Here is a 14,434-nt window from a genome sequence, read left to right as displayed (position 1 = left end):
TAAATTTACTCCTGCTCAGGATTTCTCAAATAGTATCCAACGCCTCTTCTTGTCACAATCCAAGTTGGATGACTAGGATTATCTTCAATTTTTTCTCTTAACCTTCTTACTGTTACATCTACTGTTCTTACGTCTCCATAGTAGTCGTAACCCCATACAGTTTGAAGCAAGTGCTCTCTCGTCATAACTTGTCCGATATGTTTTGCTAAATAGTAAAGCAATTCAAATTCACGATGAGTCAGCTCAATCATTTCACCTCTTTTTGATACGATATAAGCATCTGGGTGAATTATAAGGGAACCCACTTCAATTTCATTTGTTTCTTTCTCCTCTTCTGCAGCAGAAGAAACTTGCTGGTGTCTACGAAGATTTGCTTTAACACGTGCAATCAGCTCTCTCGTACTGAAAGGCTTTGTTACATAATCGTCAGCCCCTAATTCAAGGCCTAATACCTTATCTATCTCCGAGTCCTTAGCCGTTAACATAATAATCGGCATCTCATATTTCTTTCTAACCTCACGACATACTTCCATTCCATCTCTTTGTGGCAGCATAATATCTAATAATACTAAATCCGGCTGAAGTTCTTCTACCTTCTCTAACGCCTCGTTGCCATCATAAGCACAATAAACTTCAAATCCTTCTTTCTTTAAATTAAATTGCAAAATATCCGCAATTGGTTTTTCATCATCTACAACTAGAATCTTTTTGTTCATTCCGCTATTCTCCTTATATCAAGTTTTATCTATGGTTATTTCATTCTTTTATTGTTTACTTCTAATGTCTACTTTACCATTTTAAATTTATATAATCACTTTTTTTCTATTATAAGTTTATCCCGCTTTCATCTCCCTTTACCAAGCGAAACCAAAAATAGTTAACAGGAAGACAAAAGTCTATAAAGAACGGCTATTCACTAAATAGTCCCACATAAAAAAACAGTGAAGCTTTTCATTAGCCCACTGACCATTCCTTCCATCCCCGAATAAAAAATCTCTCTATTAAAGAGAGAATTACTTATTTTTCCTTATTAGTGTTTTATTCATATGCATGGGAACTAAAAGTATACATCATCAATACATACTAGGCTTCTATATGTCTTCTTTCTGTAGAAAAAGATTAATGAGAGCATTATTTTACAATAAGAAAAAATACATAGATAGATGGATAAATTATTGAAACCTTTTAGACGAGTTAATCGTCTATATATATGAGTTTCATTTTCCCTTAATTTTGGCAAGGATATCCTTTTTAATAGAATGGATCCCTTGTCCTTTTTTGTCTATAGCATCCTCTTACATACGTTTTTTCTAAATTAAATAAAACTCTTCTGTCTCTACTCCATTCACTTCATTATTTTATAAAGTTCCTTTCAAAGAAGACATATACATTAACTTTATCATACTTTTATAAAGAAAAATGGTTTGCTATTATATTGTAATAAAATTGTTGTTAAATTTATATGTTCTGTGGGGATTTGTAATAATCGCGGATTTCTTCACATTTATTTACGGGGAAATAATTTGGCATAAAAAAAACAACGAACAGTCGTTGTAATGATAAATCAAGGTGGCTCAGGACGGAATCGAACCGCCGACACAAGGATTTTCAGTCCTTTGCTCTACCGACTGAGCTACTGAGCCAAACTATTGTGACAGATGCTTACTAGCAGCACAGGTCGAAATTCTTACTTGTCTTCAATATGTATTAGATAAAAATATATATTAAATATGCAAATGCATAGGAAGAAAAAATGGCGGTCCGGACGGGACTCGAACCCGCGACCTCCTGCGTGACAGGCAGGCATTCTAACCAACTGAACTACCGGACCATTTTTACTATTAATACCTTTAAAAAGATATTATGACCCATACGGGATTCGAACCCGTGTTACCGCCGTGAAAGGGCGGTGTCTTAACCGCTTGACCAATGGGCCGTGAATTATTACAAGAAATGGTGAGCCATGGAGGATTCGAACCTCCGACCCTCTGATTAAAAGTCAGATGCTCTACCGACTGAGCTAATGGCTCGTATTTTTTGTCATTTGCGACGCTTTTTATATTAGCATATTATTAAAATAAAAAGCAATACTTTTTTTAAAAGTTTTTTTTAAAAATATTTTTTAACTCCTACGTAACTATTTTTCCTCCGCAAGGTTACTAAAATTAAATACCCAACATAAAGAATGCTGTATACTTATCATACCCTCATGCCATTTCTGTAAACGAATCAAGCCAGCCTGCTTCTATTATCTATTTAGAAAAGAAAAGGTCGTTCTAACACGTTTAGAACGACCTCTTACCATGTTTAGATTTGTCTCCAAGGGCTGTGTATCACATTTGTTTGTGTACGATCTGGACCAACTGAGAACATGGATAATGGGATCCCTGTTAACTGTGAAACTCTTTCTAAATAATGACGGGCATTTTCAGGAAGCTCACTTAATGTTTTACATCCAGTAATGTCCTCTGACCAGCCTGGTAATTCTTCATATACTGGCTCACAATCAGCTAGTACTTTAAGGCTTGCTGGGAACTCTTCCATTACTTCCCCTTTGTATTTATAAGCAACACAAATCTTTACTGTTTCAATTCCTGTTAAAACATCAATGGAATTCAGAGAAAGATCAGTAATACCGCTAACACGACGTGCATGACGTACAACGACACTATCAAACCAGCCGACACGGCGTGGTCTACCAGTTGTTGTTCCATATTCACGGCCAACTTCTCTAATATGATGTCCAATTTCGTCATTTAGTTCTGTTGGGAAAGGTCCATCCCCTACTCTTGATGTATAGGCTTTGGATACACCAACTACATGTTTAATTTTCGTTGGACCAACACCTGAACCAATTGTTACCCCTCCAGCCACTGGATTAGAAGATGTAACAAACGGATACGTACCTTGATCGATATCAAGCATTACCCCTTGAGCACCTTCAAATAATACTCTGCGGCCTTCATCTAATGCATCATTCAATACAACAGAAGTGTCACAAACATATTTCTTAATTTGCTGCCCATACTCATAATATTCATCTAAAATATCTTCTAATTTAAAGCCTTCCGTTTCATAAATACGCTCTAATAAACGGTTTTTTTCAATTAAATTTCTTGCAAGCTTTTCTTCAAATACTTCTTTATCTAATAAGTCAGCAATACGGATACCAGTACGCGCCGCTTTATCCATATAAGCTGGTCCAATTCCTTTTTTCGTTGTTCCAATTTTATTAGCACCTTTGCTTTCTTCCTCAACCTCATCTAATTTTAGATGATAGGGAAGAATAACATGTGCACGATTACTAATTCTCAAATTATCTGTATTGATATTACGGTCATGTAAATATTTTAATTCTTCAATGATCGCTTTTGGATCAACGACCATTCCGTTTCCAACCACACTAATTTTTTCTTTATAAAATATCCCAGATGGAATTAAGTGTAACTTATAAGTTTCTCCATTAAACTTAATTGTATGACCTGCATTGTTACCGCCTTGATAACGTGCAATCACTTCTGCATTTTCAGATAGGAAATCGGTAATTTTACCTTTTCCTTCGTCTCCCCATTGCGTTCCTACGACCACTACTGATGACATATCCTAGAGCACCTCCACAGGTTTCTATATCTTTTTATTATATCCTTAATCAACATTCCTATTTTATCAATTTTTCAAGATAAAAGTCAATAAAACACGAACAATCTTTTTGATATTTTAATATTATGTTCGTGAAAAGAGATTAATAAAAAAAGATATAAGTTGAAGTATTTGCTCCGATTAAGGCTTCTATCCATCTGAAAAGGTAAAAAAAGACTAGTAGCTAGCAGTCTATTTAATATCTCTGACATTGTAGGATTATGACATAGTAGCTCCACTCATCGTTACTGACACCCCGATTACTTTTTCTGTTGGTGCGTTATGTACGTGAAAGGAATATTTTCTTTTAATGACATTTTTTTACACTACCTTTTGAACGCTGTTTTTTTCTTTGGGGACTTTTTCTATTTCTGTTTTTTGTCTACTTCCTTTTCTTCAATGAGGGTAGGAATGGGTTCTCCATCAATAGCAAGAGAGTAATTTAAAAAGCGTTCTACACTGGAAAAAGGAACTTTTCCTTTAAGCTAAGTGGTAAATTGGTCAATTTAGCTATACTTAAGGGTCGCAAAAGTGTCATAACTACAATTTTTCGAGTATATGACACTTTTTTGAGACCCTTTCACTATATTAAGTTTTAAAGTTTTAACTTAAGTGTTCTTTAATAAATCAGTAATGCTTTCAAATTTAATTTTTACCATTATGCAAATCTTCTATAAGTTGAATCGCTTCGTCAATTTTACTAACACCAATTATATTTATCGAGAGGTTTAAATCGTCTTTTATTTCATTTGCTTCGATAATGTTCTTATTTGGAACTATTATAAACGTGAGACCACTTCTCTCTGCACTTAATATCTTTTCTTTTATATAACCTACCTCTTCGACCTTTCCACTTTTATTAACGGATCCAGTAACTCCGATTAAGATATCATTCTGGAAATTTTGTTCAATTAGATAACTAGATAAGACTAATGCTAGGCCAGCACTGTTTCCTTGTGAATTTTTTCGTGACAAAAATTCTTTAATAAAAGTATTATCTGATCCTATATATGCTGAAATGTCCTGATAATATTGTTCAAATTCGGGATTTTTTAAACCTACTAACTCATAAATGAATTGGTTTTTACTGGTATATCGAATAAAGTTGGTAACAGGAACTATTTCATAAATCTCTTGATGATTAGTAGCATAAATATTTCTAACTTCTTTCTCATTTTGTATATTACTTACCGTATCTTCTTTAACCGATAAAAAATATATATTGGTACCACTAATTATTTCTTCTGGTTGATTGAAACTCGTAACTAGGAATTTGTACTCGTCAAAGAATATAATCGGAAATTCATATAAGACTATCAAAAATGGGAGTAAAAATGGCATAACAAATACCCGGTTGGAATTACTTCTTTTTCTTAAATTAGAATAGTGAATTATTAAAAATATAAACAAAAATAGTAAAGCAATAACATAAATAAATCCCGAGATGATATTAAAAAAATAAAAAATTAAACTTGTCAAGTATAATAAAATTAATCTAGAAACAGGGGGAAATTCATAATCTTTTATGGATTTATTTTTTAACCTGTTCCTTACTTTTAACTTTTTGGGAGACAGTTTAGCAATTTTATTGTTAATTGAACTCATTAAAATTCCCCTCGTTATTTTATTATGAATATTTAATGGATCTTTGCATTAATAAAATTTCTTTTAGTCTACTGCTTTTCTATAGATATTTGTTTAAAAACCAAAATTAAATGGAGACATTTTTCCATTTTAATAATAACATACTCATAGAATATAAACTTTTTAAAAACGGTTTATCAGTCCTCGTTGATTTAACCTTCTAATTATATTTGGAATGCTGTTTTTTAAATTTCCAGACTTATACTGCTGTATAAAATCACTGTAAAGTAACCGTAAAATATCTTCCACAACAAATTCATTATCAGGCTCCACCCATTCTTCTTGCTACTCTTTTTACCATTTGCCTTTCCTCTTCCGAAAGAGGGATCTTCACATCTTTCTTTTTATCACTCCTTGTTTGTCTACCTTCTTCTTTGGTTATAGACCGTTTCTGAACATTCTCTTTAATAGATGGAATTTCTTTTGGACGGTTGCTGCTATTGAATATAGGATTTAGTAGTTCCATTTGTTTCATCTCTTCCTCTTCCCCCTCTGCTTCTTTATTTTGGTCTTTTATCTCAGTGTCAAATTGTTATATTGCTAGAGTATGAGAGGGGAGAGTGGATTAGAATGTATATAATCTAGAAATCTGGACAAACTTTAACTAGACGAATATTTACATAAGGTAGGAGGATAATATATGACTAAATCGATTTTAAGGGGAGAAAAAATTCCGAAGGATCTTTTAAAACAATTTGGGAAATTAGGGAAGAAATCAATCAGTGTTACTAAGGTAAAGATAAGAAAAAACCATAACCATCTTAATTTTTTGGGTTAAGATGGTTATGGTTTTTTTCAAGGTGCTCATCAAAAGAGAAATTAGATTTTCCGAATAAAACTCTTCTAATTAAGATGTTAGCTCCAATATCATTTTAACGTGTATATGTCGTACTAATTGGGAATTATTGTACATACTTAATAACATATCAAAAGTTACTTCTTTATCAGGTGCATGTAATTTTAATAAATAGATATAGTTTTTTAGCTACTAATCTTTTTTCCTTAAGCGCCTGTCGGCATTGCCCCATCTTCAAAGCGCCGTTCTAAATTGACGAATTTATTATATTCTTTAACAAAAGCTAATTGTACTGTTCCTGTTGGTCCATTACGCTGTTTCGCAATAATGATCTCTATAATATTCTTGCTTTCTGATTCCTTGTCATAGTAATCATCACGGTACAAGAATGCTACAATATCGGCATCCTGCTCAATACTTCCTGATTCCCGGATATCAGACATCATCGGACGCTTATCTTGTCTTTGCTCTACCCCACGTGATAGCTGCGACAAGGCGATTACAGGCACTTGAAGCTCACGTGCAAGCTGTTTTAAGGAACGGGAAATTTCCGAAACCTCTTGCTGTCTATTTTCGCCTGCTCGCCCACTTCCTAAAATAAGCTGAAGATAATCAATTAATATCATTCCTAAGCCATGCTCCTGCTTTAAGCGGCGACATTTAGCTCTTATATCGGTAATCTTCACCCCTGGTGTATCATCAATGAAAATACCAGCATTGGATAGACTCCCCATTGCCATTGTCAGCTTGCCCCAGTCCTCGTCCGTTAATGACCCTGTACGAAGACGCTGTGCATCTATATTACCTTCTGCACAAAGCATACGCATAACAAGTTGCTCTGCTCCCATCTCCAAACTGAAGATTGCTACATTTTCTCCTGTTTTTACGGCAACATTCTGAGCAATATTTAAGGCAAAGGCCGTTTTACCAACAGATGGTCTTGCTCCAACGATAATTAGATCATTGCGCTGGAATCCAGCCGTCATTTTATCAAGCTCAGCAAACCCTGTTGCTATCCCTGTTATATCTCCTTTACGATTATGCATCTCTTCAATATTATCGTATGTTCGCACGAGAACATCTTTGATATTATGAAACGCACCGGCATTTTTCCGCTGTGCTACTTCTAAAATATTCTTTTCCGCTTCACTTAGAAGTGCTTCTACTTCATCCTCGCGGGAATATCCGTCTTGGGCAATATTTGTTGCTGTTCGAATTAATCGGCGCAGCAATGACTTCTCTTCTACGATCTTCGCATAATATTCTATATTGGCAGCAGTTGGCACAGATGCTGCCAGCTCGCTCAAATAGCTAACTCCACCTGTATCTTCTAAGTTATTAGTAGCTGCTAATTCAGACGTCACAGTTATTAAATCGACTGCTTTTCCTTCATCATTTAATTTAAGCATCGTTGAATATATTCTTTGATGTGCGCCACGATAAAAGTCTTCCGGTATTAATATTTCAGAAGCTAGTGTTAAGCTTTGTGGTTCAAGAAATATGGCCCCTAATACGGCCTGTTCAGCTTCGATATTTTGAGGGGGCATTCGATCATTTAACATTTCACTCAATCTATAAAACCTCCTTAAATGAGAGGATATGATAATAAACATAGCCTAGGTGAAAAAAAGCAACAATCTATACAAAAAGATTCTTTCATTTGCCGAAAGAGATTTTTGTATCCGCTGTGCCCTTTTCATTTCTTTTAAATATTTTCTATTAAAAACAGTCAAACAAAAAATGTGACCAGCTCAACCTGTATCACATTTTCTTAAGCTTATTCTATTTTAACATGTTTAGCGGCAAATGGAACTTCCAATATTAGCTTAATTCTTTTACATGTACATTTAATGTTGCAGACACTTCATGATGAAGCTTTACTGGAACCTTTGTCACACCTAATGAACGAATAGCATCATTTAATTCAATTTTTCGTTTATCGATTTTAATTTGATGCTTTTTATTTAGCTCTTCAGCAATTTGCTTACTTGTAATCGACCCAAACAATCTGCCGCCTTCACCTGATTTAGCATGCAGCTCCACTGTTACCTTTTCTAGCTTTTCTTTTAATTCTTTTGCTCTATTAAGCTCTTCAATAGCTTCTTTCTCTTCTTTTTTCTTTTGTGCATTTAATGTACTAACAGCTGAAGCATTCGCCTCTACAGCCAAACCTTGTTTCAAAAGAAAGTTATGTGCATAGCCATCTGCTACGTTTTTAACTTCCCCTTTTTTCCCTTTTCCTTTTACATCTTTTAGAAAAATAACTTTCATTCTTTTCTTCTCCCTTCAAAATACTCATCAATCGCTAACTTAAGCCTTGCCTCTACTTCTTCCATCGGCATATTGGATAGCTGTGTAGCAGCATTGGTCAAATGGCCACCACCATGGAGACTTTCCATAATAATTTGGACATTGATTTCTCCTAAGGAGCGTGCGCTAATTCCTATCATCGTTTCCCCTCTAGGTGCTATAACAAAGGAGGCAATGATACCATCCATTGTTAATAGTGTATCAGCTGTTTGTGCAATTAAAACACCATCTACTGCTTCTTCTTCCTTCGCTATTGCTATTGCAATTCCCTCTTTATAAAATTGAACATTTTCAATAATTCTTGCTCTTTTCACATAGTTTTCAATATCCTCTTTTAGGAATTTTTGAACAAGTACAGTGTCTGCTCCCTGCCCTCTTAAATAAGAAGCAGCATCAAATGTTCGTGCCCCTGTTCTAAGGGTAAAGCTTTTTGTATCCACAATAATTCCTGCTAAAAGGGCTGTTGCTTCTAACATTTCAATTTTAACAGTTTTCGGCTGATATTCTAGTAATTCTGTTACTAGTTCGGCAGTAGAGGAAGCATATGGTTCCATATAGACAAGAATCGGATTCTCTATAAATTCCTCTCCACGACGATGATGGTCAATTACTACTACATCTTCTATTTTATTCAATAAATGCTCTTCAATCACTAAAGAAGGCTTATGGGTATCAACTACTACTAGAAGTGTATCGCCTGTTGCGATTTCTAATGCTTGATCAGGTGTGATAAATTTCGTAAACAAGGTCTCTTGTTTTTTTATTTCTTCCATCAACCTTCGAACAGCTGTATCTATCTCTTGAAAATTAATGACTATATATGCTTCCTTTTGGTTCATCTGGGCTACTTTATGTATCCCAATCGCTGCGCCAATTGCATCCATATCCGGGTTCTTATGTCCCATAATAATGACTTTATCACTCTCTAAAACTAATTCCTTTAAAGCATGAGAAATTACACGTGCTCTAACCCTAGTTCGTTTTTCTACAGGATTTGTTTTACCTCCAAAAAACTTCACTTTTCCATTTGGCTGCTTTATCGCTACTTGATCTCCCCCTCTTCCTAAGGCTAAATCAAGACTGGATTGTGCAATATTTCCCAGCTCAGGCAAGGAAGATACACCAGATCCAACTCCAATACTAAGTGTTAAGGGTACATTTTGCTTCGTAGTTAATTCTCGAACATCATCTAATATTGTAAACTTGCCCTTTTCCAAATTTTGTAGAATATGTTCATTGAAAATAGCAATAAAACGATCAGAGGAAATCCGTTTTAATAAGACTCCATTATCTGTAGCCCATTTATTTAAAATGGCTGTGACTGTATTATTAATGCTACTTCTTGTCTGATCATCCATACCTTGCGTTAAGTCATCATAATTATCTAGAAAGATAATGGCAATTGCCGTACGTTCGTCTTCATACAGCTTTTCAATTTCCGTTTGCTCTGTCACATCGAAAAAGTATAATAGTCGTTCTTCCACTTTATGAATGACTCGGAACTTTCTTTCATGTAATGTAATGATTTCTGTTTCTACCTCTTGTTTAATTAATGGGATAATGGATGGAGAAACATCATATAAAGACCTTCCAACAAGTGTATCCTCTGTAAAACAAGATGCTAAAAAGGGATTTGTCCATTCGATATAATAATCATCATTTATAAGCATGATTCCTATTGGCATTTCCATTAATGCCTCTTCCCCTACTTTTTTAACACGGTAGGAAAGAGTGGTTATATATTCTTCCGTTTCCTTTCTCTGACGACTATCTATTCGTAAAATAAAATAAAAAGGAATAACAAAAAGAAATAACCCAATTAAGGAAAAGAACCAATTATAAAAAGAGAGGATTCCAAGCATGATAATGGTAATACCGATTAAACTTATTAATGGATACCGTATGGATCCTTTCTCTAAAAAAGTAGGCAATTTTTCTCCTCCTAAAACTCGTGAGATTTTCACATAATCCTTACTATGTATTCATTAAACCTGATACTATTATACCCCATAATACTAAATTAAAATATAAAAAGGTCTATCTCTGTTCGTTTACTCCATGATGGATGAATAAGATTTTCCACATAATTAATTTCTTATTATGGCATTAGAAAAAGGGATTCTACCAGAAAAAAGGGTTTGGGTTTGGGTTTGGGTTTGCATCTTCATCTAATATTTTACTATCATTTATCTACTTCTTCAATTTAGTGACAACGTGAGTATAGAGAACAAAAAAATAAAATGCAAGTGTTTTCATATAGATAATATAAAAACCCTATTAAACAAATGTCTAATAGGGTTTTTTATAGGCTAATTATTCTCCACTTACGTATGGTAGTAAAGCCATAGTACGAGCACGTTTAATAGCAATCGTTAATTTACGTTGATATTTAGCGCTTGTACCAGTTACACGACGAGGTAAAATTTTACCACGTTCTGAGATGAATTTTTTAAGTAAATCTACATCTTTATAATCGATGTGAGTGATACCGTTAGCTGTAAAGTAACATACTTTACGACGCTTTGCACGGCCACCTCTGCGTCCACCCATTGCCATGAGATTAACCTCCTTTTTATTATCAAAATTACTGTTTAGAACGGTAGATCATCATCTGAAATATCGATTTGACCGCTATTTGCAAATGGATCTTCATCCACTTTTGTATAATCTTGATTGTTTCTATTTGTTTGAGGTCGCTGATTCTGATAATTATTTGATCCTCCAAAAGGATTATCTTGTTCTCTTGGGGCCCCATAATTCATGTTGTCACTTCTATTATTACCAGAGCTGTTTCTAGGTTCTAAGAACTGAACACTTTCTGCTAATACTTCTGTTACATACACGCGTTTTCCGTCTTGTCCATCATAGCTACGAGTTTGAATACGACCATCAACACCTGCTAAACTTCCTTTTTTCAAGAAATTAGCAACGTTTTCTGCTGGTTTTCTCCAAATAACACAGTTAATGAAGTCTGCTTCTCTTTCCCCTTGCTGGTTCGTAAAAGTACGGTTAACCGCAAGTGTAAAAGATGCCACAGCAACTCCACTCGGTGTATAACGCAAGTCAGGATCCTTCGTTAGACGGCCAACAAGAACTACCCGATTCATCATCAGTTTCAACTCCCTTCCATTTTAAATGTTTCACGTGAAACATCACTTATCTATTATTATTTTGCTTCATCTTTAACTACGATGTGGCGAATGATATCTTCGTTGATCTTAGCTAAACGAGAGAATTCTTCAACCGCTACTGGTGCAGCGTTAACTTTTACTAATTGATAGTAACCATCGCGGAAATCATTGATTTCATATGCAAGGCGACGTTTACCCCACTCTTTTGATTCTGCTAATTCCGCTCCATTATCTGTAAGAATAGAGTTGAAACGCTCAACAAGAGCTTTCTTAGCCTCATCTTCAATATTTGGACGGATGATGTACATAATTTCGTACTTTTTCATCACTTTCACCTCCTTTTGGTCTAGACGGCCCATATTGGGCAAGGAGCAACTATACATTACTCACAATGTAAAAGTATAGCATACTTCATACTAAATAGCAATGCAGGAAAATGAGCTGATATCTTTTCTTTTTTATTATACAAATAATGAAAAGTACTAGCTCTTTTAAGCGTACTTTTCATTAATATTACGACTGGATTGTAAAACATCATAGTAATCACTTATTAACCCATCAAAAATAGTATCCCATGATTGAGTTAAAGCATAATTTCTAGCTTCTACTCCCATTCTCAATCGCATCGTTTTATCTTCCAATAGCTCACTTATTGCATGAACAAAACTCTCAGCATTTTGCTGTTCACATATTCTTCCATTCACATCGTTTATTACAAACTCTTTTACCCCTCCTGCATTCGCAACCACAGCCGGAGTACCGCTAGACATGGCTTCTAATACGACATTCCCAAAAGTTTCTGTAAAGGAAGGGAAAACAAAAAGATCTGCTCCTGCATATATCCTTGCCAACTCTTCCCCCTTTATATAACCAGTTAAGGTAATATTTTTTTGTACTCTCTCTTTTTCCCTCCAGGCTTCTTTGTTTGGTCCATCTCCAACAATTAGCCAATGGACCGAATCTTTGATATCAGAAGGAAAATGAATAATTTTATTTAATGTATCTAAATCTTTCTCTGGAGCTAATCTACCTACATACAATAAAATATATTTTTCTTTTATATGGTATTTCTTTCTTAGTTGTTCTTTAGCATCATGATTAGGCGCAAAAAGCTTTGAATCAATCCCTCTTCCCCAAACTTTTAAGCCATCAAAATGTAAGGACTCTAACTTTCTTTGTGTTTCTTTACTGGGAACAAATATTTTTTCCGTTGCTTGATGAAACCATTTTAAATATTTCCATAAAAATGGTTCTAGCAAGGAGGCATGGTAGTATTTAAGATATTGATCAAAGTTGGTGTGATAGGAGGATACCACTGGAATATTTAATTTCTTAGCAGCAAATAACCCGTATAATCCCATCATGTATGGTGTTGCTAGATGAATAAGGTCTGGTTGGAATTTTTTTAAACTATTTTCTATTTTCTTTGGATTGGTGATAACAGTTCGGCACTCAGGATAAAGAAAAAACGGAAGACTTGGAAATTGGTTTATATTAGGGTATGTAGTAGAAGTTTTATTTTCAGGAGAATAAACTTGATAAGCTATTTGTCTGTTGTCAAAATGATTAGTAAGTCTTTTTAAAGTCTGAGCAACACCATTTACTTGAGGAAAATAAGTGTCTGAAAAAATGGCAATTTTCAAAAGCCCCACTCCCTTTTTAGCAAACTATTTTATGTTATATTTATTTTAACAATCGAATGCTTGAAGAGTTTTAAAGAATTGTAAAAAGATTGTACAGTTATCTTCTTCCATATAAAAAATCACTCCCGCTATTCCTTAGCAGGAGTGATTTTCCTATTTATTGTATTAAACGTTGAAACGGAAGTGGATAATATCTCCATCTCTCACAACATATTCTTTACCTTCCAAGCGAACTTTACCAGCTTCCTTTGCTGCAACCATATTACCGCTCGCTAATAAATCCTCATAAGAAACGGTTTCGGCACGAATAAAGCCTCTTTCAAAATCGGAATGAATAATTCCTGCACATTGTGGTGCTTTCATTCCTTGTACAAATGTCCAAGCACGTACTTCTTGCACACCAGCAGTAAAGTATGTTGCTAGCCCAAGAAGATGATAAGCCGCACGAATTAACTGATCTAAACCAGATTCTTCAATGCCAAGCTCTTGTAAGAACATTTCTTTTTCTTCCCCTTCAAGCTCCGCAATTTCTTCTTCAATTTTTGCACAAATAATAATAACTTCTGCATTTTCATTTGCAGCAAATTCTTTTACTCGCTTTACATATTCATTATTTGCTGCATCAGCAATTTCATCTTCGCCTACATTCGCAACATATAATACCGGCTTAATGGTTAAGAGGTGTAGCCCCTTAGCAATTTTTGCTTGTTCTTCTGTAAATTCTACGGTTCTTGCTGGTTTTTCTTCTTCAAAAGCAGCTTTTAATAGTTCTAATACTTCTAATTCCGCAACTGCTTCTTTATCTTTTTGTTTCGCCATTTTCCCAACTCGGGCAATTCTTTTTTCTACCGATTCTAAATCAGCAAGAATTAACTCTAGGTTGATTGTTTCTATATCAGAAATTGGATCTACTTTTCCTGAGACATGGGTAATATTATCATCAGCAAAACAACGTACTACTTGGCAAATTGCATCTACTTCACGAATATGAGATAAGAATTTATTACCAAGCCCTTCTCCTTTACTTGCCCCTTTTACAATTCCGGCAATATCTGTAAATTCAAAAGTAGTAGGTACTGTTTTTTTCGGTTGTACTAATTCTGTTAATTTTGTTAAACGATGATCAGGTACTTCTACAATTCCAACATTTGGATCAATTGTACAGAACGGATAGTTTGCTGATTCTGCACCTGCTTGTGTAATTGCATTAAATAATGTAGACTTACCAACATTGGGTAAACCAACTATTCCAGCAGTTAACGCCATTATGC

The 14,434-nt window shown here is 34.6% G+C and carries 13 protein-coding genes, 4 tRNA genes and 1 pseudogene; 1 reads left to right on the top strand and 17 read right to left on the bottom strand.

Annotation, left to right across the window (positions count from 1 at the left end):
• Nucleotides 1-5 precede the first annotated feature (5 nt).
• From yycF to NiCM35_RS23015, 8 genes are all read right to left on the bottom strand, one after another.
• Nucleotides 6-716, bottom strand: coding sequence for a response regulator YycF (gene yycF / locus NiCM35_RS23050; protein WP_047941026.1), 711 nt, complete (start codon nucleotides 714-716; stop codon nucleotides 6-8).
• Between the two features lie 854 nt (nucleotides 717-1,570).
• Nucleotides 1,571-1,643: transfer RNA gene (locus NiCM35_RS23045), tRNA-Phe, on the bottom strand.
• A 111-nt stretch (nucleotides 1,644-1,754) separates the two neighbouring features.
• Nucleotides 1,755-1,831 (bottom strand) — tRNA-Asp (locus NiCM35_RS23040).
• Between the two features lie 33 nt (nucleotides 1,832-1,864).
• Nucleotides 1,865-1,936 (bottom strand) — tRNA-Glu (locus NiCM35_RS23035).
• Between the two features lie 18 nt (nucleotides 1,937-1,954).
• Nucleotides 1,955-2,030, bottom strand: a tRNA-Lys gene (locus tag NiCM35_RS23030).
• Nucleotides 2,031-2,307: 277 nt separating this feature from the next.
• A complete protein-coding gene (locus NiCM35_RS23025) occupies nucleotides 2,308-3,600 on the bottom strand; it encodes an adenylosuccinate synthase (RefSeq protein WP_047944584.1) in 1,293 nt (430 codons plus the stop codon).
• A 684-nt stretch (nucleotides 3,601-4,284) separates the two neighbouring features.
• Nucleotides 4,285-5,244 carry a S16 family serine protease gene (locus tag NiCM35_RS23020; RefSeq protein WP_433780800.1) on the bottom strand — a complete coding sequence of 320 codons (960 nt, stop codon included), beginning with the start codon at nucleotides 5,242-5,244 and terminating at the stop codon, nucleotides 4,285-4,287.
• A 301-nt stretch (nucleotides 5,245-5,545) separates the two neighbouring features.
• Entirely contained in the window at nucleotides 5,546-5,758 is a 213-nt protein-coding gene (locus tag NiCM35_RS23015; RefSeq protein ID WP_433780799.1) for a hypothetical protein, read from the bottom strand.
• Nucleotides 5,759-5,923: 165 nt separating this feature from the next.
• Between NiCM35_RS23015 and NiCM35_RS23010 the strand changes: the two genes are divergently transcribed.
• Complete coding sequence (locus NiCM35_RS23010) at nucleotides 5,924-6,061, top strand: hypothetical protein (RefSeq protein WP_164464008.1); 138 nt, start codon at nucleotides 5,924-5,926, stop codon at nucleotides 6,059-6,061.
• A gap of 13 nt (nucleotides 6,062-6,074) precedes the next feature.
• Here the strand turns inward: NiCM35_RS23010 and NiCM35_RS23005 are convergent.
• From NiCM35_RS23005 to ychF, 9 genes and pseudogenes are all read right to left on the bottom strand, one after another.
• A pseudogene (locus NiCM35_RS23005) lies at nucleotides 6,075-6,268 on the bottom strand (hypothetical protein); the annotation flags it as partial.
• A gap of 17 nt (nucleotides 6,269-6,285) precedes the next feature.
• Nucleotides 6,286-7,650, bottom strand: a complete 1,365-nt coding sequence (gene dnaB / locus NiCM35_RS23000; RefSeq protein ID WP_047944586.1) for a replicative DNA helicase — start codon at nucleotides 7,648-7,650, stop codon at nucleotides 6,286-6,288.
• 250 nt (nucleotides 7,651-7,900) lie between these two features.
• Entirely contained in the window at nucleotides 7,901-8,350 is a 450-nt protein-coding gene (rplI, locus tag NiCM35_RS22995) for a 50S ribosomal protein L9 (protein ID WP_095333249.1), read from the bottom strand.
• Nucleotides 8,347-10,320: a DHH family phosphoesterase gene (locus NiCM35_RS22990; protein WP_123258646.1), complete on the bottom strand. Its 1,974-nt coding sequence runs from the start codon at nucleotides 10,318-10,320 to the stop codon at nucleotides 8,347-8,349. Before NiCM35_RS22990 ends, rplI begins: the two co-directional genes overlap by 4 nt.
• A 382-nt stretch (nucleotides 10,321-10,702) precedes the next feature.
• Nucleotides 10,703-10,939 carry a 30S ribosomal protein S18 gene (rpsR, locus tag NiCM35_RS22985; protein ID WP_047944615.1) on the bottom strand — a complete coding sequence of 79 codons (237 nt, stop codon included), beginning with the start codon at nucleotides 10,937-10,939 and terminating at the stop codon, nucleotides 10,703-10,705.
• A gap of 41 nt (nucleotides 10,940-10,980) precedes the next feature.
• Nucleotides 10,981-11,499 (bottom strand): single-stranded DNA-binding protein, encoded by a 519-nt coding sequence (ssb, locus tag NiCM35_RS22980; protein ID WP_047944589.1) that lies wholly within the window; start codon nucleotides 11,497-11,499, stop codon nucleotides 10,981-10,983.
• Between the two features lie 56 nt (nucleotides 11,500-11,555).
• Nucleotides 11,556-11,846 carry a 30S ribosomal protein S6 gene (gene rpsF, locus NiCM35_RS22975; protein WP_047944590.1) on the bottom strand — a complete coding sequence of 97 codons (291 nt, stop codon included), beginning with the start codon at nucleotides 11,844-11,846 and terminating at the stop codon, nucleotides 11,556-11,558.
• A gap of 165 nt (nucleotides 11,847-12,011) precedes the next feature.
• Nucleotides 12,012-13,163 (bottom strand): glycosyltransferase family 4 protein, encoded by a 1,152-nt coding sequence (locus NiCM35_RS22970; protein WP_433780798.1) that lies wholly within the window; start codon nucleotides 13,161-13,163, stop codon nucleotides 12,012-12,014.
• A 165-nt stretch (nucleotides 13,164-13,328) separates the two neighbouring features.
• Nucleotides 13,329-14,429: a redox-regulated ATPase YchF gene (gene ychF, locus NiCM35_RS22965; protein WP_095333245.1), complete on the bottom strand. Its 1,101-nt coding sequence runs from the start codon at nucleotides 14,427-14,429 to the stop codon at nucleotides 13,329-13,331.
• Between the last annotated feature and the right edge of the window lie 5 nt (nucleotides 14,430-14,434).

It is taken from the genome of Niallia sp. M35, from assembly GCF_050971705.1.
Classification (GTDB): domain Bacteria; phylum Bacillota; class Bacilli; order Bacillales; family Cytobacillaceae; genus Niallia; species Niallia circulans_A.
Note: the sequence above shows the minus strand (reverse complement) of the source record. Positions and strands in the feature narration are given on the sequence as shown.